This is a genomic window from Bacteroidota bacterium, assembly GCA_030706745.1.
Taxonomy (GTDB): domain Bacteria; phylum Bacteroidota; class Ignavibacteria; order Palsa-1295; family Palsa-1295; genus PALSA-1295.
The window spans coordinates 168,571-189,027 of sequence record JAUZNX010000001.1; the positions used below are offsets into that span (position 1 = coordinate 168,571).

Consider the following 20,457-nt stretch of genomic DNA (forward strand, 5'->3'; position numbering starts at 1 on the left):
TCTCTCGCATGACCTGCGAGACGACGTTCATTCCCGTCCTGCCTTGCTCGCGCTGAGACGTTTGGTGATGATCAGATGCATAGCCTGACTTGTGGTAACCTGCTCGGTACACTCATAGCCAAGCACAGGTAGGTCGATCCCGGACAGCAGGTGTTCGCCCGAGCCAAGCAGTACCGGCGAAATAGCAAGATGCATCTCGTCAATTAGTCCCGCCTTTAGGTATTGCCGAATCGTCGCAACGCCGCCGCCGATCCGGATATCTTTGCCGTTGGCCGCCTCTCTCGCTCGTTCCAACGCTGCATGGATGCCATCAGTGACGAAATGAAATGTGGTGCCGCCTTCCATCTTCACGGATGGGCGAGCGTGATGCGTCAGCACGAACACGTCGCAATGATACGGCGGGTTTGCGCCCCACCATCCTTTCCATTCGTTGTCGGGCCAGGGACCGCGGACTGGGCCAAACATATTGCGGCCTAAGATCTCGGCTCCGATATTCTCGAAGCCACGCTTCGTCAATTCGTCATTGATTCCTGTTGTCCCACCGTCCTTTCCTATCATCTCGTGGAATGTTCGAGTTTCGACCATCCATCCGTGCAGCGTTTTGCCGCCGATGCCGAGCGGACTCTCCAGGTCTTGATGTGGCCCTGCTCCGTAGCCCTCGATGGAAAGAGTAAATGCGTGTACTCGTACTTTAGACATCTTGTTTTGGTTGTTACAATTAGAATGTGTTGAGATATGCTTCCAGTCGTCCAAGATTCTGTTCCAGTCCTTCTATTGCATGGAATACCTCCACCGCGCGCTTATAATCCTCTTCGTTCTCGAAGACATTGCTCCATCGGAGTTCCGTTTTGCCGTCTCGGTCGAAGAGTTGAATCAACATTTGAAACTGTGGTGCAGGGCCATGTGTAAAAACGATCCGCTCATTAGGGACGATTTCCGCGAAGACCATCTCATTGATGTAATCGGTGCCGTCGGGTCCGTGCATGGTGAAGTTCCATTCGCCGCCGGTGCGCATTTCGAATTCGTGCGTTGTTAGGGTAAACCCGTTCGGCCCCCACCAGTGCTTGATGTGTTCAGGATCGGTAAGCACTTTCCAGACGAGATCGCGTGGCGCATCGAGTATGCGTGTGGCGCTCATCTCACGGTCGGTTGTCGGTTCAGCTTCGGTCATCAGATCGTTCATATAAGAATTGAGTTAGTCGAAATCAATAGACGAATGGGATCAGCTTTCGGACTCGCTGTTTGTATGCAGTATAACCCGTAAACTTTTGTTCGAGCCACCGCTCTTCGCGGCGCGCCTTGATGTCGAAGAATGCAAATAGCACGAGTGCGGCGGCAAGCGTCGCAAGACTCAGGTACATGACGCTCCAGCCGAGCGACCAGAGCACGATGCCGCTATAGATCGGGTGCCGGACGATGCCATAGACACCGCGCTCGTGCAACTCCGCTTCCGCTTTTGGCCTTGGATACGGCGAGAGCGACCGTCCGAGCGCTCCCACTCCCAACAACGCGATCGTCACCCCGGCAATAGCCAGCACGGCGCCGAGCAAGTAGGGAGCATCAAGGCGAATCTCGACAAGATGGCGTTCAGGTGCATCTATTCTATGGGCCACGAACACCATGGCCATGAGCAGTACCTGCAAAAGGACGTACCACTCGCCACGCTCATTGTGTAACCAACTATGAAGTGACATGCCGTTAGCGATTTGTGCGTTGCACGAGAACGTCCAATCGGTCGAGGCTCTCAGACCAGCCCTGGTTCATGCCGGTCTCGACATAGCCATTGCGGATCGCATCACTCGCGAACGTCGAGCGAATCGTCAGTTTGGTCTTGCCACCAAGGTCTTCGAAGGTAATCGTTGCCATCGCTGAGAACACATCATCACTCTTCGTGTGGCAATGCGCTTTGAGTTGCGCCTTCCACTCCTCCGAGTGTTCTACGAGCGAACTCTCCCAGACGATCCGCTCCGGGCGAACGAATTCTTTGTACACGCCGCGCATCGGATAGTCCCCCGCGAACTCCGGCGGCAACGCATCGGTCGCGTGCATCACGATTCGGAACGCGCCGCCAGGTCGCGGATCGGATTCGGCCGTGGTCTCGAAGCCGTGCGGCCCGAACCACTTCTCAATATGCTCCTTCAAAGTGAACGCGTCGAAGACAAGTTCGAGTGGCGCATCGAACGTGCGCGTCATGATAACTTCCTTCGGCGCAGTTGTGACGGTGAAATCAGATTGTGTTGCCATTGGATTTATCGTTTGCTTGCAATTCCGCTAAATATATCTCCAACCGGTCGAGCCGTTGCTCCCACATCTCTCGGTATCGCTCGACCCAGTTAGATACCTCATCCAGCTTTTTGAGTTTGGCCTCGCAATACCGCTCCCGGCCATGTTGGGTGACGCTGACTAATCCGCATTCGGCAAGGATCTTCAGGTGCTTCGATACAGCGGGGCGGGTGACGTTGAAGTGCTCAGCAATGCCGCTCACGGTCAATGTCTGTACCGCAAGCAGAGCGAGAATCGCTCGCCGCGTGGGATCGGCTATCGCTTGAAAAACGTCGCGTCGCATAACCCCTTAACTCAATACGTAACCGTTCGGTTTCCTAAGATTTATTGATTTTAAAGTGTAACCAATACCCCCCTTCGCGGTTCTTCCTAATAGTAACCTTCACGTTCCCTTACAATTTATGAAATGGTCATTGTCTCTCGTTGCGCTCGTATTCGGCGCTTGCAGGATGTTCAGCCTGGATCCACCAGCCACATTGCAGCCGCCTGCTGTCATCCCGCCGGATGGAAGTGCATACAGCTATAGCTATTTCGGTACGGGTAGCGATAGCCAGCCCGACACCCTCCTCGAGCGCGTCAGGATGTCGACTTGCCCCGGCGGATTCATCGCACACCGAACATCGGACGTCTTGGCAGGCTTTTCCACAGCGAAAGATGACACGCTCATCGTTCGGAGCGATGGCGATCTCATGTCACAATGCGGATGCGATGCTATCTATCCGGTTCACACGCAAAGTACCTACACCATTACGACGACGGGGCCTGCTACCTTGAATGGCATTGCCTGCAATGAGGAAGTCGCCAACAAGTACACGTATCTTGGCACAGACACAATTCGGATGGGCGACTCGGTGTATCCGTGTACGAAGACGAGCCGGGAAACGCACGTTATACCTGCCGATCCCGCCTCAGGAGCGGTCGGCTTCAGCGCGTCAATCACGTACTGGTATTCTGCGAACGTCGGCTATTTCCTGAAGGAGCAAAGCGTTTCTGGCGATGCGAAGAGCAAGAATTACACGCGAGTGCTCACCTCATATAAGCTTGGCCACTGAAGAATTCAATCGCATGAAGATAGAGTAGTCGTATCCACCATCACTAACGCGCCATGAAGAAATCGTTTGTTGTTTTTTCCCTATTGTTTTTGCTCGCATCGTGCAAGTCATCGAACGGACCTGAACCCGCCGAGCCGGCCATCATGCCAACTGCTCCCAGTGAGTACACTTATGCCGTCGTTCGGCCTGCTTTCGCGGGACACGGCGACGTTCATCTCGTCGAGCGAGATTCCATCCTGTCCGCCGCAAACAATATCTTCGACGTGGTGCGGCGTTCGGATTCAATCGACGGTTTCTTTACCACAATGGACCACGACCGCTATCAGGTCGTTGCTCCCGGTGACTTACGAGTCCTCGGAACTGACACAGCATGCTACTGCGATTCTACCGCTTTACCTATTGCCACGCATCGGTCGTATGATCCATCACACGGTGGTATTCAAACACCGACCAAGAAGAATGGTGTTATTGTGATTGGCTCGGTTACCTCACATACACAATTTGACGGAATGGAGAACGTGGAGGCAGCCGGTGAAACCTTCCGATGCTCCAAAGTCGAAAAGAGAATCACAATTGTAGCATCTTCCGGTGACCCACAGTCCCCAGTTGAAACGACCGTTATTACTCACATTTATTGGTACTCACCAGCGATTCAGTTCTTCGTCAAGGATCAACTCCTTTCGGACGATAGCCTTTCATTCACGAGAACGATGATGAGCTATAAATTAGGCAAGTAACGGATCTATCCGGTGTTGGTGTGATACCGGCTGGGAAAATAGAGTAATGATGGTTACGAGCATGCCAAAAGAGGCCAAATCTGGGTGAATAGAGGGAGTTAGAATTAATTCTTCCACTATTTTTGTAACCGAAGCGAGATTCCGCGTTTTAAATATGGAGGTTTCTCTTTGACCCGTATACTTCATTCGTCCCTGAGGGCACACTGGCTAGCCGCGATCATTATCGGATTGCTCCCATTTGGGGCATTTATCGGATGCCATTCTGTGGACGGCCCACAGGAGAAATTCCCACTTGGAACATTCAAAGGCACGGTCCACCTCTTTGCTGGTTGGACTGACACCGTACATCAGCCCGTCACGGTGTTCATTCCTTCGCTTCATGTATCAACCACAAGCGATACCTTCGGCCATTGGTCGATTCCAAACATCCCATTTGGGACGTATGATGTTTACGCGACTTCGACCGGTTATGATACGCTCATTTATTTTGGCGAGATGGCGAGCGGAGAGACCACGGTTTTGGGAATGGGTTCGCTCGGACCGACGCCAACGAAGCAAGTCAGAATTAATAGCGTGGTCTGGACTGCAAATTCCAGCACGATTTGGCCTCTAATGGTGAAAGGATCTATGACGGCTGGTAACTTCGACAATCCACCTCTGGACGTCTTTTGCTTCATTGATACCGTTCCCGGTGTGCCCACCAAGGCTCCGCATTTTGCCGGTCCGATCGGCGGGTCAACAGGCGATAGTGTTTGGACGGCATACACTGGCATGTCCGCACTCGACAGTGTAAAATTCGGACATGGCATGAAGCTCTATTTCACGGCCTGCGCGGTCAGTGTGCGGTCTCAGATTCACAGTAGTACGAATGGAAACAACTACTCGAGCGGAATGACTTTTAACCCTCACACGGGTCAGGGACAAGTCTTCTCGGCTGGAGAGGTATCCGCGCCGTATGAAACCAACTATCCGTGGTAACATGTATTTTGTACGATCCTTTTTTCTGCTAGTTGTGGGTGGGTTGCTCGCAATGGCGTGCACCCACGTATCAGAGAATAGCGCGCCGGATGAGAAAGGCACACTTTCCGGGCATGTTCAGCTATTGGACTCTGTCTCTTATCCAACCCGTTCAGACAGTGTCACAATTACGATTCCGGCCCTTGCTGCAACATGCCTGACCGATCCGTCCGGACAATGGAGGATTAATAACATCCCAATCGGAACGTATGAGGTCGATGCAACCAGACCGGGATATGGCACGATGAAGTGGTTTGACATACATGTTACGGGACCAGGCACCTACTTCCTTTCACCAGTCACGATAGGTCCTACCCCTCGCTATCATCTATACATCGACTCGGTTCGTGTGGGAGGGCCAGCTTCGCAGAAGACCTTGGATATCTTCGGACGGATTGACAATTATCACGAATCCTGTTACATCTACCCGGTTTTGGATGTGGATTCGAACCTATTCCCTAATATGCCACACTACACTCAATATGGGCTGGGAAGTGAGGTTCAATCCGAGGGGACATGGAAATATAGCGTATCGGTCTCGCAATTGTGGACCTTAAGCTCGGGGGCCAAAGTCTTCCTCAGCGTGTTTGGAAATACGGGCTATCAGCCGACAGATTTCTATGATCCTTCCAGTGGTCAGATGCTACCCATCTCTCCGAGCCAGAAGTCAAATAGCCTTCCATTCATCGTACCGTGACGTAATGATGAAATCGAGAACGAATATATTGCTTTCCCTTCTATTGATTGCGACAGCGTGCAACTCCACGAATGATCCACCTGCGACCTATCGTGGCGATTTGAAGGGACGAGTCAAAATCTATTCAAATTGGAATGCCTCTTTGCCGAGTGAGGGCATCACGGTGGTTCTCGACGATGGTTCTGACAGCACACTGACCGACACGGATGGGTACTGGTCCCTGTCTGGTGTCCCGATTGGAACGCATGAGATCACCGCGTCGAAAGATGGTTTTGGAAAAACAAGTCTCTTCAATATTCAAGTTACACCCGGTGGCCTGACATGGGTTCCTTCAGCAGCAATGAACCAGAACCAGCCTTATTTATGCGCCATTCCCACTGGCAATATCGAGGTTGATTCGCTCCGCATCGACACCTTCGCACAAGAGAACTGGGCCGACCAATTCTCATGCTACTTCTCGTTTGACACTCTGACCGGCTACTCGGAGTTCCTCGACACGTCGGCCGACGTCCAACCGGCGGACGTTCATCTTATCATGTGGCAGAGCTTGGGGCATGTCAAAAGTAATTGGATGACCTGGCACCGATTTTCCGACCTTTGGGGACTTGGGCTGAAGCCCGGAACGACGCTCTACTACTCCGTCTGTAAATGCAACGGCGGTGATAATCAAGAGGGCGCCAGCCTTTACTATGACCCAGTCCACAACCAATATCGTGTAGCCACTCCGGGCCCGAAATCGAACGTGGTCAAGCTCTCGATGCGATAGCTCAAGTTGCGGCAAGGTTGATTGTTACTGCCGCCAGCCGCGCCTCAATTAAGGTCTTCTCCCTCGCGTTTTTCGTCAATTCGATTGCTCGCGTGAACGCCGACGCGGCATCCGAGAGCCGTCCGGCACGCGAGTAGGCATCGCCGAGAATCGCAAAGTAAAGGTAATAGTCCGCGAGTGAAAGCCCTTCGAGCAATTCGATCGCTGCGTCCGGACCATGGACCATGCCAAGTGAAACAGACATGTGCATTGCCACGATCGGGCTCGGCCTGAGCAAATAGAGTCTGCGGTAGAGACCGAGAATAGCAGGCCATTCTGTTTCTTCGAATGAGGCGGCCGTGACAAGCAACGATTGGATCGCCGCTTCGAGATGGTACGTCGAAGAGTACTTGTCCGGCTCGGAGCGCGCGAGATAGTAAAACCCGCGCTCGATGAGATCGCGGTTCCATTTGGAACGGTCCTGATCGGGCAAGCGTACGATCTCGCCGCGCTCATTCGTGCGTGTATCGAATCGCGCAGCCAGAAGAGACATGAGCGCGACAAGTGCGGAGGCATCCGGTGAGCATACAACAGGATGCTCAGTCACGAGCAAGGCAAGCCGCAGTGCTTCGAGGCAGAGATCGCGGTCGAGTAACCCTTCGCTATCTGTGCGCTTGTAGCCTTCGTTGAAGAGCAAGTATAGAGAGGAGAGCACGGCATCGCGGCGGGCTTGCAGGTCGGTACCGGCCGTTGCATCGAGCGCGACATGATGATCGCGGAAATATTTTCGCGCCCGGCCAAGGCGCTTTTCGATCGTCGCTTCCTGTGTAAAGAACGCGCTCGCAATTTCCCGCACGCTGAATCCGCAGAGTGTTTTAAGTGTGAGTGCAACTTGGGACTCGACTGGTAAACCTGGATGACAGCAGACAAACATCATTCGAAGCTGCGAGTCTTCAATGGATGAGCGATCGTCCGCCCAAGCCAGCAAATCCCGCTCGAGTTCGAGTGCGTAAGCTGCCGTTCTCAGGCCCGGCACGAGTTCCAGTGGTTCTTCGGAAGCACGATGGCGCTTGCGGATGTGATCGATGGCCTTGTTCTTTGCAACGCGATGCAGCCATGCCGTTGGGTTTTCGGGAATACCGCGAAAGGACCAGTCGCGGAGTGCAACGAGCAGGGTATCCTGAACGATGTCCTCGACCGCATCGAGTCGTGACAGCCCAAATGCGCGCGCCAGCGAGGATGCAAGCTTGCCCGCCTCCTGGCGAAACAAATGCTCGACAACCGCATCGACCTGGGCGCTCATCGGCTATGATGTTAGTGGCTGGCGGTAATTTGCCCGCATCGGAAAGACCTCGTAACTATTGAGTCCGTTCGCGGGATCGTTCGCAAGCAACGCATTGAGTTGATCTTCACTCTCGACGCCAATGACCGCCATTCCCCACCCTCCCTTCGGATCGAAGACCGGCCCCAGCACGATGACCGTTCCATCCTGAACGTAAGGCGCCCAGTATGCAACGTGCTTCTGCATAATCGCGCGTTCCTCCGGCGTCATATCGACCGTGAAGGACGCACGCGGAGGGTTCAGCTTGAGAAAATAATGCTTCTTGTCACTCATGCTCAAAAAAGCGGACAACGCTCCCGCAATTGGGAGCGTTGTCAAACAATTACTTTGACTGTGATTACATTGGAGCAACCGGCCGGACTTCGACACTGCCACCAGTGTCGAAGGCCGGGCAGCCCTTCGCAATCGTCGCGGCCTCGGCAAGATCGCGGGCCTTGATGATTGAATAGCCGCCGACGATCTCCTTGCCGTCGGTGAATGGACCATCGGTAACGACACCGCCAGCCGCAACGTGCTTTCCTTCGCGCTGAAGCGGTGCGCCCCAGTCCTTGAGTTTGCCCTCTTCACCCAGCTTTGCAAACCACGTTTGCCAGCGCTGCATGATTGCTTCCATTTGCTCGGGCGATGGCGTGCCCGCGCTCATCCCGCCGCGATAGAGAAGTACGAATTCGTTCATAGGTTTTGATCGATAGAAGATTAGACGACTGCTCCCGGAAAACACCGGAAGCGTGAATTGTATCTCTATAACGAACGGCGGGCCAAAACCCGGACAAGAATTCGCGTAGCCTGCAAGAATCTATGCTTGCCGATTCATACCCTATTCCTTTTTCATCAGGACCTCGACGGCCTTTTCCAATTGGAGATCGCGTCCTTTTGCAACGGATTCCGGGTCGTTGTTGACCAGATAATCGGGTTCCAGCTCTTGGCCTTCGAGATACTTACCTTGCATATCGAGCACGCCAACTTGTGGGATTCCGAAATAGAGGGTGTTATCTTGAAGTGTCTCCCACCAGACTGCGGTCGCCGTGCCGGGCACGGGCATCCCGACGAGCTTGCCAATCCCAAGCGCGCGATATGTATATGGAAAGAAATGCGCGTCGCTGTAATTGCTCTCACTAATCAATACGACGGACGGCTTCGACCACTTTTCGGTCGGTTCGCCGCCAAGATCCTGATGGCGCGGAAAAAACTTGACATACTCCTTGCCGCTCAGCAGTGTCGCAAGTTCATCATGCAGCCAGCCTCCGCCATTGAAACGCGTGTCGACAATCATGGCAGATTTGTCATTCTCACGTCCAAGAATTTCTGAATAGGCGTGACGGTAGCTGTCATCCCCCATGCTCCGAACGTGAACGTACCCGATCGTGCCATGCGAGAGGCTATCGACTTCCAATCGTCGCGACTTGATCCACCTTTGATACAACAACTCGCCTTCTTCATCTCGCGAGACTGGTTTGACAATCTCTTCCCACGATGAATCCTTTTCTGGATTATAGAGTGCGAGGCGAGTCGGTTTGCCGGCCTTCCGGTTCAGGTATAGATTGAAATCGACGGCCGGAGTGATCTTTTGATCGTCAATTGCGCGGATGATCGTGCCGGCTCGTGTCTTGGAAGCAGACACATCGAGCGGTCCGCGCTCGATGATCTCCTGAATGCGGATGCCATTGCCGGTATAATTCTGATCGAAGAACGCTCCAAGCGATGCCGTGGCATTTTGTTCGGGATTCGGCGGGCGATATCCAGACCCGGTGTGCGAGGCGTTGAGCTCGCCCAGCAATTCGCTTAACATCTCCGCGAAATCATAATTATTGTTGATGTATGGGAGAAATCGAGAATAGGCGGCCTTATAATAGGTCCAATCCACGCCATTTAGATTCTCAACATAGAATTTCTTGAGTACTTGCCGCCAGACGTGCTCGAACATGTAGGCGCGCTCCTCCGGGCTGTTCAGCTCCATACCGGCCTTGTATCCGACGTGCTTCTCACTCCCGTTGGCGGTATCAATCTTTGTAATGTTGCCGTTATTCAGAAGGTACAATTCTTTACCGGCATCGTCCATCACAAGCTGTCCCCCCGCGGCGGCAAGTTTCGTCAGCATTTTCGTTTCGCCATCGCGGAAGATATGGACCCAGAGCGCTCCACCCTTTGGGTAGCTCGTAATGTAGTATAGCCGCTCGCCATCATGTGAGAGTACCGCATCCGACATCCGTGACGAATTGATTGTCAATCGCGCCATGCGGTCCTCAATATTTTTCAGATCGATCGTAATTGGTGCCAGGACCTTCTTCTTCTCTAAAGAGTCTTTCGATTCCTTCTTCTTGCCAGCTTTGTTGTCGGCAGAATCTTTCGTATCTTTTTCGGCCAGCCGTGCCAGGTCGAATTCCTCTCGCGTCATGCGAAAGCGATCCCAGGCCGCCTGTGTGAGAAACATCCCGAACACATCCGTCTCGCCAGAATTATTGCCGTGGCTGCGCAAGCCTTGCCGGTCGCTGAACCAATAGATCATCGTGCCATCCTTGGACCAGGTCGGATGAGTATCATCATAGCCACTGTTCGTCAAATTGGTGATCGACCCCTTGCCCTGCGCGTCGATCAGTCCGACTTCATTGGACCATCGGTTGTGATCGATGAACTGCACCAAAAACCATTTCCCGTCCGGCGACCACTCGTACCACTGGTCTCCGTCGGTATAGGAATAATTGTGAGTCGAATCCATGATTGTCCGTATCGCATGGGTCTTCAGATTGATAACCTTGAGATTCGTCCGCTCTTCGAGATACGCGACCTCTTTGCCATCGGGTGAATAATGCGGCTGGAAGCACTCGCGCTCGGTCGCAATCACCGGCGTCTCTTTGAGTGTTGTCGAAGCATAGAAATATGGCTCTTCTTTGTGTTCGATCGTTGTCTCAAAAATCTTCCAGCTATGACCGCGCTCGCTGGCATACAGGAGCGATCGACCATCCGGACTGAAACTCACGCTCCGCTCCTGCTCGGGGGTGTTCGTGATCCGCTTGGTAACATCGTAGTCCATCGAGGCCACGAAGATATCGCCGCGAATGACAAATGCGAATTCTTTTCCATTCGGCGAGACCGCGAATTCAGTAGCGCCGGATGTCAGCGTTGAGAAATTGGTACTGTTGGATTTCTCCGTCGGCATAATTTCAATCGAAACCTTGGTGGGTGTGGTGCCACCTGCGGGAAGGGTGTAGATTTCGCCGTTGAATCCGAAGGCCATCGTGCCAGTCCGGGCAATGCTCAAAAAACGGATGGGATTCTTCTCAAACGATGTGACTTGAGTGGTCTGTTCTGGGTGTGCGATCGGGAGTTTCCAGATATTCAGCGAACCACTCTTCTCCGAAAGATAATAGACCTCATTTTCATCGGGACTCCAAACCGGATTTCGGTCTTCACCAATGAAGTTCGAAAGTTTTGTGTGATGGTTCGTGGACCGGTCGTAGAGCCAGATATCGCGCGCGATGGAGGCCTTTTCATGTTTGCGCCATTCGTTCTCGTATCCTTTGCGGTCCTGATACAAAATGCGATTTCCTCCGCGGTCCAGTTGCGCGAGTTGCGCCGGCGTAGTCAGGATTTGCCGCGGCATGCCGCCATTGGTCGAGACCTCATAGAGTTCCGTCAGGACGCCAATGGGGAATTGTGCATTGTGGACATCATCCATCCGTGCGGCCGAGAACAGCACGGAGTCGCCGTTCGGTGTAAAGCACGTCGGAACTTCGCTTGCAGTGTGAACTGTGAGTTGCTTCGAAATGCCGCCAACTGCGGGTACAAGGAATACATCAAAATTGCCATTGCGGTCGCTGGCGTACGCGATCGATTTCCCATCCGGCGACCAGACCGGACTAAAGTCGTATGCATCATGCGTAACGATCGCCGTTGCGCGCCCGCCGGCACTCGGCACAGTATAAATGTCACCCTGATATTCGAAGGCGATCGTGTTCCCGTCCGGTGAAATCGCGGGATACCGCATCCATAGGGGATGATTATCTATAGCACTGGTTTGTGCAAATAACGACGAACCAGAAATGACGATGGAAAAGAGCGCGAGATAAAGTTGCCTCATCCGAAAAATATCTAAGAACATGAACGCATTCTCTCGTGATCACCGATCAGGCCAGGGATCATCTCGAAAAACGATCACGCTCTAACGAGCGAAGCCGCACACTTGTTGCGCGTGATATCTTCATGGATTCGCCCAGCCAAGCGTTCACCCGATTTCTCATGGGGAATCTGTTGAACTAAACGCGAAGCTCTGAAATTGATTGGCTTTATGATTGAACGCCTGACTTTGATCTCTCTTATTGTCGTGTGTTTTGTCGGCTGCTCCAGCAGTCCAACACCCACGGATCCCAACTCCGGAAGTGGCGCCGGCAATGGCGGCAAAGGTACACTCACGTTTGTGAGCACGCTCGATTTCGGCAACATACCGCCCGGCAACTTTGCCGATTCGACTATATCGCTCACCAACTCCGGTAAAGACACGATTCATATCCTGCACCATTCGCTCTCGAACGGTCGGTTCCTGTTGTTCGATACGGCCGCAATCACGTTGAAGCCCGGCGCTTCGGCCGTTGTGCGCTACCGATTCCAGCCCATCGATACGCTCGCGCAAAGCGCGACAGACACAATCGTGACCGATGGCTCGCCTAAAACATATCTATTGACGCTCAAGGGCCGTGGATACCATCATAGCGTATCCACTGGTCCGACCACAGTGCCCAACGCAGGAAGCATATTCTATTATAATATCTACGAGATTGACAGCTCTGGCGTGAAACTGCCCGGCTCGGACTGGCCCGATACAAATACTGTTCGCCTCACTGGCCTCAGCAGGTTTGGCAAGAACAATGTCAGTGATATTATCCAGGCGGAAAAAGACATTAACTTTATCGCGGACGATACGGTGAACTACGAATCGAATGGCGATATCAGCGAGTGGTTATCCTCCCAGGAGGTCTCGAATACGGAAGGCTGGACCTATCCGTGCTGGCAGCGGATACCTGTGGGTGCAAGTTCAGGATCGAGTCCGATCATAACCGTTCTGCTCGATACCGTTGTGGGTGGAGTTCATACCCAAGTCACGCACAGTTATCAGTCATTTGGAAGCGAGAGCATTACGGTTCCGGCTGGCACCTTCGCTGCCGTCAAGATGCAATACGTGAACTCATTCGTGCGCTCAGTTGGGTATAATTCATCCGATACGACAATGGCATGGTACGCGCCGTCCCTTGGTACCTACCTCCGGTCAGTACATCCCTGGCGGCCAAACTCCCGCCCCGGTTATGTCTTCGAATTGGTAGACTACAAGTTGAGGTAGGCAGGTATGGCGCTGGCTCTCGCGACTAGTCGTTCGTTCTGCGAATGATCGCAAACCACGCATGGGGTCCGCCCTTGCTGAATGTCGTGCCATCGTTCTCCGGGCGGACGCTGAAGCGGGTCGCAGTCACAGACTCGATGGTCCATCCCGCGCCGAAGCGGTCGTAGATCATCTGCTTCGGAATCCGGTTTGGTCCGTGTGTTCCGGGCTCGGCATCGCTGAAACAAATAAGGAATAGCCGGCCGCCCGGCTTTAGCACGTGTGCTAGACTCCTGACGTATTTCTCCGCATCGACATCGCCAAACACGTGGAAGACGCCGCTATCGAGAATGTTATCGAACTGCTCGTCCCACTCTGTCAATGTGAGCGCATCCTTAACAAGGAAGTTGACAGCAATCCCGCGCTCGCGTGATTTTTCTTTCGCGCGACGGATGGCCGGTTCCGCGAAGTCGATGCCCGTCACCGTGCATCCTCGCGCGGCGAAATAGAGCGCGTTCTCGCCGGTGCCGCAGCCGGAATCGAGCACGCGGCCATGAATTTGGTCGGCAATATCCACGAAGGCCTTCTGCGGGCCTGGAATATCCCACGGCGGTGCATCGCCGGTGTACGCATTATCGAATCTGCTGTGAGGAACGGTGTCGGTCATTCACAAAAATACGAATTACCGACACCACTCCAATCGATATCACTGGCAGGTCTTCACGACGCGCACCGCGATTCGGCGATTTTGTTTGCGCGCTGCTTCCAGTTGCTCCGCCGAAACACCTTTGGTCACGGTCTTTTTGCCCTTCTTGCCCTTTGTCACCTTCGTACCTTCGGGTTCTGGAATGAGCGGTCGCGATGAGCCATAACCGACCGTGCGAACGATCTTGTTGGAATCGACGCCTTGCTCGATGAGCCACGCCTTCACACGCGCCGCGCGCATATCCGAAAGCTCTTGATTGCGCTTGGGATCGCCCTCGCCGCTGGCATGTCCCTCGATCTCCACGTTGATATCCTTGCATTGATCGACCAGCGCTTTGATGCGGTTGAGATTCTCGAGCGTGCCTGGCACGGTCATGTCGAAATTATCTGTGTTCACGATGAAGAGCACGCCAGGGAAATTCGTCACGGTGTTTACTGGTGGTTTTGGAGGGCATCCATCCGGCGGGACGCCCGGGATGAGCGGGCATTTGTCCAGCTTGTCGTTAATGCCGTCGCCATCGGTATCGGCCTTGAGTGGATCGGTGTGCGTATTGAGTACTTCCTCGCCGTCAGTCAGCCCGTCGCCGTCGGTATCGGCTTTGAGCGGATCGGTATGATACTTCATCACTTCGTCACCGTCGTTCAACCGGTCACCATCGGTATCGACTTTCAGCGGATCGGTGTGATACTGGCTCACTTCCTGCCCATCGGTCAGGCCATCGCCATCGGTATCCGGCTTTGTCGGATCGGTGTGGTATTTCAGCACTTCGTCGCCATCGCTCAGTCCATCGCCATCGGAGTCGAGCTTCGTCGGTGAGGTATTGTACTTCTGGACTTCATCGCCATCGGTCAAGCCGTCGCCATCGGTATCTTTATTGAGCGGATCGGTATGGTACGTGGTGACTTCTTCGCCATCTTTCAGACCATCACCATCGGTATCGGGATTATGTGGGTCGGTATGATAGGCCTTTACTTCCTGTCCATCGCTCAGTCCATCGCCATCGGAATCCGGATTCAGCGGATCGGTATGATAGACCATAATCTCTTCCTGGTCCGTCAGGCCATCACCATCGCTATCGGCTTTGAGCGGATCGGTGTGGTACTTTTTGACTTCATCATAATCCGAAAGCCCATCGCCATCCGTATCCGGATTGAATGGATCGGTGTGATAAATATTCCGCTCTTCGGCATCGGTCAGGCCATCGTGATCGGAATCGAGATTGCCGAAGATATAGTAGCTGAAGCCGAGGCCGAACGTGGCGAAGACATCCTGCGCGTGGCTCGCCGTTGGTGTGGGATCGGAAAAGTCATCGAGATAGTCCGTGCCGGTCAGGTGCAGCAAGCCTTTGCCGTTGAATGTGGCATCATCGGTGATGTACATCTCGAATCCCAGTCCAGCCACTCCGCCAGTGACATTCTTTTGGTAAACGTTATTGCGGTTGTTCGGCAGCGCAAGCTGCTGATTGAGATTGCGCGGCTCGAAATTGAGGAATTCCACTCCACCGATGAGATACGGGACGAATTTCTGAGTCGGGAAGAAATTGACCGAAAGCATCGCCTGATATCCGATGTGACGGATCGCATTGATCTCCTCGCGCGCCACCTGACCACCCGTATTCGGATACACGCCGGTGCCAACGCCGCCACCGAACGGACCAAAATACTGCGGATAAGACTTCAAATTTTGTTCGTTTGTTTTGTAGCGAAGTTGTCCGCCGTTCACAGCCAGATGCACCGAAAGCGCATCGATGACATTATAACGAAAGAAGGCATCCCCCGAAAACCAGAATTGATTGTCGGTGAAATTGCCCCAATACTTGTTGCCCTCCGCATCGAACCCAAAGGACAATCGTCCGGGATAGCTCTGCGCGGTTGCGTTTGATAAAAAGCCGACGACAGCGATCAGCGCGATCGCCATAAAGGTGACTCCCTGTTTCATGCGTTTAGGGTTTAGGTGTGCCTCAAGAACTCAATATTTCCAGACGGCAAACCCAACCGAAATCGTGCCAATCCCAAGTGCTTGCATGAGACTTGAGAATGAGAGCAAGACGGGATCAATCTTTAGCGGCCGAGACCATCTCTATCGATGGATGGTCAGACGAGCGCTGTCCAGGGCCGAAGTAATAGTAGGATGCGCGACTTGCTGGCGCAGGAGACTATCTTCGGAAATGGTTGAGCTTGAGGGTTGGGAAACCTCGGACGAGAGTGATTTAAACGAGTGGGTCTGCATCGGTTGTTTCGAGGGAGTGCTCGTACCCAATCCGGTTGGCGATTCGTTGCGCTCGATAACGGCATCCGGGCGGTGCGGAGTCTGAATAAGTGTTGGAGATGTCGTTGGTGTACCCAGCATGAAGTACAATACACTGGCCGTGGCCGAACCCAGCGCAAGAACGATCGCCCACTTCGCTGCCGCCGACCCAAACAATCCAAGACGAGCGACTGGTGGTGGCGCGCCAGAAGTCAGCTTCTGCATAAGCGATGCGGATGGCGTATTCGCGGGTTCATGGATGCGCATCCGGTCATGCTCGAATGCACGGTCGATCAATCGTTCTGTATCCGAGTCTTCAACGTGTTTCATGTCGTTTCCTTTTCACGCATGCTCCGCTTCGCCCTCTGCGTGAGCCGCCGTTCGACCAATACTTTAAGATCGGCGCGCGCACGCGAAGCGCGCGTCCAGATCGCATTCGGTTTCTTGCCCAGCAATTTGGCAATCTCTTCGAAGCTATAGCCGCTATAATAATGTAAGACCAGCACCTCTCGTGAGCCGAGTGGCAATGCTTCGAGGCACTCCAGCACGATTTGCTCCTGCCCGGACAGTTCAACATCGTGCGACGAGCGCGCACCCAGCAGTTCCGAATTCGCATCCAACGGCGACTGCACACGTCGATGCTTCAGATAATCGAGTGCGAGGTTGCGTGCGATTCGGAAGAGCAACCCGATGAAATTCTGCACCCTTGCCGGTTGCGATTGCGCTCGCATGTCGATCACCTTCTCCCACATCGCCTGCGTGATGTCTTCGGCAGCCTGCGGATCTCCGAGGAGCTTTGCGCAATAATAAAAGATTTTTCTGTTGTGACGCTCGAAAAGATGTGTGAAAGCGCGCTCTTCGCCACACAAAAACCCTTGAAACAACTCCTCATCACTTGCCTGGGTGATCGCGATCGAGGCCTTGGGAGTCATGGAAGGGATAGGTTTCAGAAGTCGAACGCGAGATGCCCGGACCTCAACATGTGGTCCGGTTGGCAATCCGACGAATGTAAACGCGCTGGCATCCATCCTTATTCCTGGTTCTTGTCACCATGACGATTGAGGCGACGCATTCCTTACATTGGTTTTTCGTGTAAGGATTAGCCCGCCCCAATCGTCATGCGGCACGAAATCGGTCGGGGACGGAAGCCATCCGACGCAGTGTTCAATTTTTCAATCCATACTATGTTTACACGGACATTTCTTTTCCTCCTTGTCGCTTCGCTGCTCGCCGCAAGCTGTCGGGACAAAGTTGGGCCTGTTGATCCACCCGGCGGACCTCCCTCTTCGACATCCGATGAAGGCATGGGACGACTAGTCTATAATGCAGGGGACATCCGAGTTAGAGATGGGTTAGGCCCGGTAACGCTCATCGACTCGATCGGCAGTTTTATTCGTAACCTACAAGCGACCTTGCCATCGGTGAACACAAGTGGCGTCTGGAGTTGCGGTGACGGCCGATTCGTTTGGATTGCCGTGGACACAACTTGGCCGAATGGGGTGAATGACGTAGTAGTAACCAACAATGCTGGAACCCTCAATTCGATTGTATATCAAGATTCTGGAGATGCCCTCGTGGCATTCCCAATTATTTCGCCGGATGGCTCGCACGTTGCGATACTGATGCGAGGAGGTGCGCCAGCCGGAAGCAGAAGACTTCTCGTCATGACGCTGCAATCGTCCGGAGACAGCGTGGTCGCGGTGGATCCACACTTCGTTTCGACATTTGTAGCACAAGCGGCAATTCCATGCTTCTCGCCAGATGGGACCAGAATTGCCTTCCTCGACAATTCCGGTAGTGATCAGTGGGGCAATCTTGTGGTTAGTACGATAGATGGAAGTTCCGCGACCACGATTGCGACACATGTCATTGGCGGTGGAGATTTGGGTCTTTGGACTGTCGACTGGTCCAAATTCAACAAACTCGCTTTCACCGACGGCGGGCTCGTCAGGGTGATGAATTCTGACGGCAGTTCACCTATCCTGATCGATACTGGAGTCATCCCAACCTGGTCCCCAGATGGGAAGACCCTTGCGTATTCGAGTAGTTCGTCTTCGGTTGGGGGAGATATTATGCTCACCTCGGATCTCGGTGCTACCAAGATCAATCTCACGAATGATGCGCTTAATAATGCCTTCGCCTCCTGGTCGCCGGACGGCAAGAAGATCGTCTACACGCAGAACTTCACGTCGACGATCGACGTAACGCCTTCGATCGTCTCGATCAATATAGCAACACACTCGAAGAAGACGCTTGCAGCATCCGGTTATTTCCCGATATGGCTTCGGTGAAACGTTGATCACATCGGAAGGTAATAACACTTTGACCGCTCCACACCTTTTTGTTCGACTTCCGGCGCTCCTGAAACGGGCGCCGGTTGTCCTCGTTCTGGTCTGGCTGATTTGCGCCCCTATGGCATCGATTGCCCAGCAGGACAGCCTGCACTCGTTCTCGCTCGGACCTACCATATCATACACGTTTGGGTCTCCGCTCAATGTCCATCGCGCGATCATTAATAGGTTTGGCTCGAGCGGTCTGGGTACGTCTTATGCCCACACGTTCGGCGCAGGAGCAGAGTTGGATTTCGCGTCGCTCTTCTCGCATTACATTGGCCTTTCGCTTCTCGGTCAATATGAGTCGAGCGTTGGTGAGTTCACGTCTGACGGTTACACTTCATCAGACAATTCCTTGTCCACACCCGGTACACAGCAATTTCATCTCTCGTCGCGCTATGGGACTGCGAGCCTAACCGGCCTCGCAGCCTACCATCTTTCTCCAAGTGTGGATGTTGGTCTCGGCTCGCAGATGGGATTGCGCGTGCAGAATGCGCTAACAGATTGGCGAGAGATACTCACTCCATCGGGCGCCACGTTTACAAACGGCAGCACGAGAGATACCGTCGCGACAGGCAGCGCGATCAGCTCCGGCGCATTCCGGGTTGCGATTCCCGCATTTGTGGGATACTCTGTTTCGCTTGGTGGTGGAATCGCTCTCAAGACTCGGCTCTTTGGCTTGGCGGACATCACGGAAATACTTGCTGGCTATGCCGGCGAGAGTTTCAGTGCCGGAATTTCCGTCTCGCTTCTGTTTGGTACGAGCAGCTCGAACGCGAGCAGGAACGCGGCCATCGCACCGAAACCAATTCAGAGATCTGTAATCGTCAGCTCCAAAGATTCTATCGTTGCGAAGCCTGTATCTGCCGATCACATTCATGCCTCGATCCATCTCGAAATCAATGGTGTCACCGCAAGGAGCGCGACCGTTCGCGAGGTCGATACCCTCATTGAAGAATATACGGTAACTCCCGGAAAGATGCACATTCCCAAAGCGGAATCTCGACTCATTCGGAGCTACATTGTCCCTGATTTGTCTGCCTCGCGATTTGTCGAGTCCGAAGCAGGAATTAGAGGATGGTCGGTTCGAATGACGCAGGCCGGACGAATGCTCGCGGAATATTCGAACCTGGATTCAACACAATCCAACGCGAGGTCCGCTGCAATCGAACTTCGGAGCAGTGATGGAAAAGAATCCGCACATCCCGCTCCTATCGTTGCCGAGTTGACTGTCACGGATGCTCACGGCGCGGTGCGTTCGGTGAGCGACAGCCTTGAACTTGTTACGAATGTGGATCGGGTTGCATCTCGCATTCACAAACAAGAATATCTGTTTCTTAAACCAGCTACTGCAGAGTTGCACCATCAGGATTCACTCCTTCTCCGCAATCTGATTTCCTCGCTCGACACAGGAGGTACTCTGACAATTGCTCCGCTCAAGTCCGGGCCACAAATGGAAGTATGTTCCGATCGTGACTCTCTTTCCTCCTGGGTCCTCACGGCCGTGCGTCACTCAGTGCTTCGTCCTCATGTGATCGAGCTTCGGAATGAGCCCGTCGATCTTAGCAGCCGATTGTCGAGCTCTCCAAAGCACAGTGATTGCGGAATCATCGTGAGGTATGATCGCGAACGCTGATACCGGAATCTCAAAAGCCATGATCGGCCGCGCGACGCATGCTCGGCGAGCCACATTCCGAAGCGCAATGCTAACGAGCGAGCAATAACAATTGCCCTTTGAGGGGCTGTAAGCTTTAGGGCTTCATTTAGTCATCATTGGAAAGAATACATCTTTCCAAATTTCTTCGTACCTTTGTGGTGGTTGCTTCGGACGACGCTCGTCCCGATGCCCGCTCTGGCCCCATTTCGCGTTCCCGCCAGCCCTGACACCGGCTCCCTCCGCCCGTTCCGATTCGTTCACATCCTAACCATATTGAGTCATGAGAAAAGCCAATAGTTTTCGGGGTGGCACTGCCTCCGCACAGCATTT

21 protein-coding genes are annotated in these 20,457 nt (G+C 53.5%); 8 read left to right on the top strand and 13 right to left on the bottom strand.

From position 1 onward, the window contains the following. Positions 1-27: 27 nt before the first annotated feature. The 5 genes from Q8902_00800 to Q8902_00820 are packed head-to-tail and all read right to left on the bottom strand — an operon-like array spanning position 28 to position 2,566. Entirely contained in the window at positions 28-699 is a 672-nt protein-coding gene (locus tag Q8902_00800) for a dihydrofolate reductase family protein (GenBank protein ID MDP4198092.1), read from the bottom strand. Between the two features lie 19 nt (positions 700-718). Next, a complete protein-coding gene (locus Q8902_00805; protein MDP4198093.1) occupies positions 719-1,183 on the bottom strand; it encodes an SRPBCC family protein in 465 nt (154 codons plus the stop codon). 22 nt (positions 1,184-1,205) lie between these two features. Next, the gene (locus Q8902_00810) at positions 1,206-1,694 is read right to left on the bottom strand and encodes an isoprenylcysteine carboxylmethyltransferase family protein (GenBank protein ID MDP4198094.1); all 489 of its coding nucleotides are present in this window, start codon (positions 1,692-1,694) and stop codon (positions 1,206-1,208) included. Between the two features lie 4 nt (positions 1,695-1,698). Next, entirely contained in the window at positions 1,699-2,244 is a 546-nt protein-coding gene (locus Q8902_00815; protein ID MDP4198095.1) for an SRPBCC domain-containing protein, read from the bottom strand. Continuing rightward, entirely contained in the window at positions 2,228-2,566 is a 339-nt protein-coding gene (locus Q8902_00820) for a metalloregulator ArsR/SmtB family transcription factor (protein ID MDP4198096.1), read from the bottom strand. Before Q8902_00820 ends, Q8902_00815 begins: the two co-directional genes overlap by 17 nt. A 118-nt stretch (positions 2,567-2,684) precedes the next feature. Between Q8902_00820 and Q8902_00825 the strand changes: the two genes are divergently transcribed. From Q8902_00825 to Q8902_00845, 5 genes are all read left to right on the top strand, one after another. Next, positions 2,685-3,335 carry a hypothetical protein gene (locus tag Q8902_00825; GenBank protein ID MDP4198097.1) on the top strand — a complete coding sequence of 217 codons (651 nt, stop codon included), beginning with the start codon at positions 2,685-2,687 and terminating at the stop codon, positions 3,333-3,335. Between the two features lie 53 nt (positions 3,336-3,388). Then, complete coding sequence (locus tag Q8902_00830; GenBank protein MDP4198098.1) at positions 3,389-4,072, top strand: hypothetical protein; 684 nt, start codon at positions 3,389-3,391, stop codon at positions 4,070-4,072. Positions 4,073-4,240: 168 nt separating this feature from the next. Next, positions 4,241-5,050, top strand: a complete 810-nt coding sequence (locus tag Q8902_00835; GenBank protein ID MDP4198099.1) for a hypothetical protein — start codon at positions 4,241-4,243, stop codon at positions 5,048-5,050. Continuing rightward, a complete protein-coding gene (locus Q8902_00840) occupies positions 5,028-5,786 on the top strand; it encodes a carboxypeptidase-like regulatory domain-containing protein (protein MDP4198100.1) in 759 nt (252 codons plus the stop codon). The genes Q8902_00835 and Q8902_00840 overlap by 23 nt, the downstream gene beginning before the upstream one ends. Positions 5,787-5,790: 4 nt before the next feature. Continuing rightward, positions 5,791-6,552 carry a carboxypeptidase-like regulatory domain-containing protein gene (locus Q8902_00845; protein ID MDP4198101.1) on the top strand — a complete coding sequence of 254 codons (762 nt, stop codon included), beginning with the start codon at positions 5,791-5,793 and terminating at the stop codon, positions 6,550-6,552. A 1-nt stretch (position 6,553) separates the two neighbouring features. Here the strand turns inward: Q8902_00845 and Q8902_00850 are convergent, their stop codons facing one another. From Q8902_00850 to Q8902_00865, 4 genes are all read right to left on the bottom strand, one after another. After that, the gene (locus Q8902_00850; GenBank protein MDP4198102.1) at positions 6,554-7,834 is read right to left on the bottom strand and encodes a sigma-70 family RNA polymerase sigma factor; all 1,281 of its coding nucleotides are present in this window, start codon (positions 7,832-7,834) and stop codon (positions 6,554-6,556) included. Between the two features lie 3 nt (positions 7,835-7,837). Then, the gene (locus tag Q8902_00855; GenBank protein MDP4198103.1) at positions 7,838-8,146 is read right to left on the bottom strand and encodes a YciI family protein; all 309 of its coding nucleotides are present in this window, start codon (positions 8,144-8,146) and stop codon (positions 7,838-7,840) included. Positions 8,147-8,210: 64 nt separating this feature from the next. Beyond that, a complete protein-coding gene (locus Q8902_00860) occupies positions 8,211-8,549 on the bottom strand; it encodes a YciI family protein (GenBank protein ID MDP4198104.1) in 339 nt (112 codons plus the stop codon). A 141-nt stretch (positions 8,550-8,690) separates the two neighbouring features. Further along, complete coding sequence (locus Q8902_00865; GenBank protein ID MDP4198105.1) at positions 8,691-11,951, bottom strand: S41 family peptidase; 3,261 nt, start codon at positions 11,949-11,951, stop codon at positions 8,691-8,693. Between the two features lie 207 nt (positions 11,952-12,158). On the opposite strand from Q8902_00865, the gene Q8902_00870 reads away from it, so the two are divergent. Further along, on the top strand, positions 12,159-13,205 hold the full coding sequence (locus Q8902_00870) for a hypothetical protein (GenBank protein ID MDP4198106.1): 1,047 nt from the start codon (positions 12,159-12,161) through the stop codon (positions 13,203-13,205). A gap of 25 nt (positions 13,206-13,230) precedes the next feature. Here the strand turns inward: Q8902_00870 and Q8902_00875 are convergent, their stop codons facing one another. The 4 genes from Q8902_00875 to Q8902_00890 form a co-directional block, all read right to left on the bottom strand. After that, a complete protein-coding gene (locus Q8902_00875) occupies positions 13,231-13,851 on the bottom strand; it encodes a class I SAM-dependent methyltransferase (GenBank protein MDP4198107.1) in 621 nt (206 codons plus the stop codon). A gap of 39 nt (positions 13,852-13,890) precedes the next feature. Further along, entirely contained in the window at positions 13,891-15,828 is a 1,938-nt protein-coding gene (locus Q8902_00880) for an OmpA family protein (GenBank protein MDP4198108.1), read from the bottom strand. Positions 15,829-15,969: 141 nt separating this feature from the next. Next, the gene (locus Q8902_00885) at positions 15,970-16,467 is read right to left on the bottom strand and encodes a hypothetical protein (GenBank protein MDP4198109.1); all 498 of its coding nucleotides are present in this window, start codon (positions 16,465-16,467) and stop codon (positions 15,970-15,972) included. Beyond that, the gene (locus Q8902_00890) at positions 16,464-17,069 is read right to left on the bottom strand and encodes an RNA polymerase sigma factor (protein ID MDP4198110.1); all 606 of its coding nucleotides are present in this window, start codon (positions 17,067-17,069) and stop codon (positions 16,464-16,466) included. Before Q8902_00890 ends, Q8902_00885 begins: the two co-directional genes overlap by 4 nt. Positions 17,070-17,321: 252 nt before the next feature. Between Q8902_00890 and Q8902_00895 the strand changes: the two genes are divergently transcribed. Then, entirely contained in the window at positions 17,322-18,428 is a 1,107-nt protein-coding gene (locus Q8902_00895; protein MDP4198111.1) for a hypothetical protein, read from the top strand. Positions 18,429-18,459: 31 nt separating this feature from the next. Further along, entirely contained in the window at positions 18,460-20,106 is a 1,647-nt protein-coding gene (locus Q8902_00900; GenBank protein MDP4198112.1) for a hypothetical protein, read from the top strand. Positions 20,107-20,457: the final 351 nt, after the last annotated feature.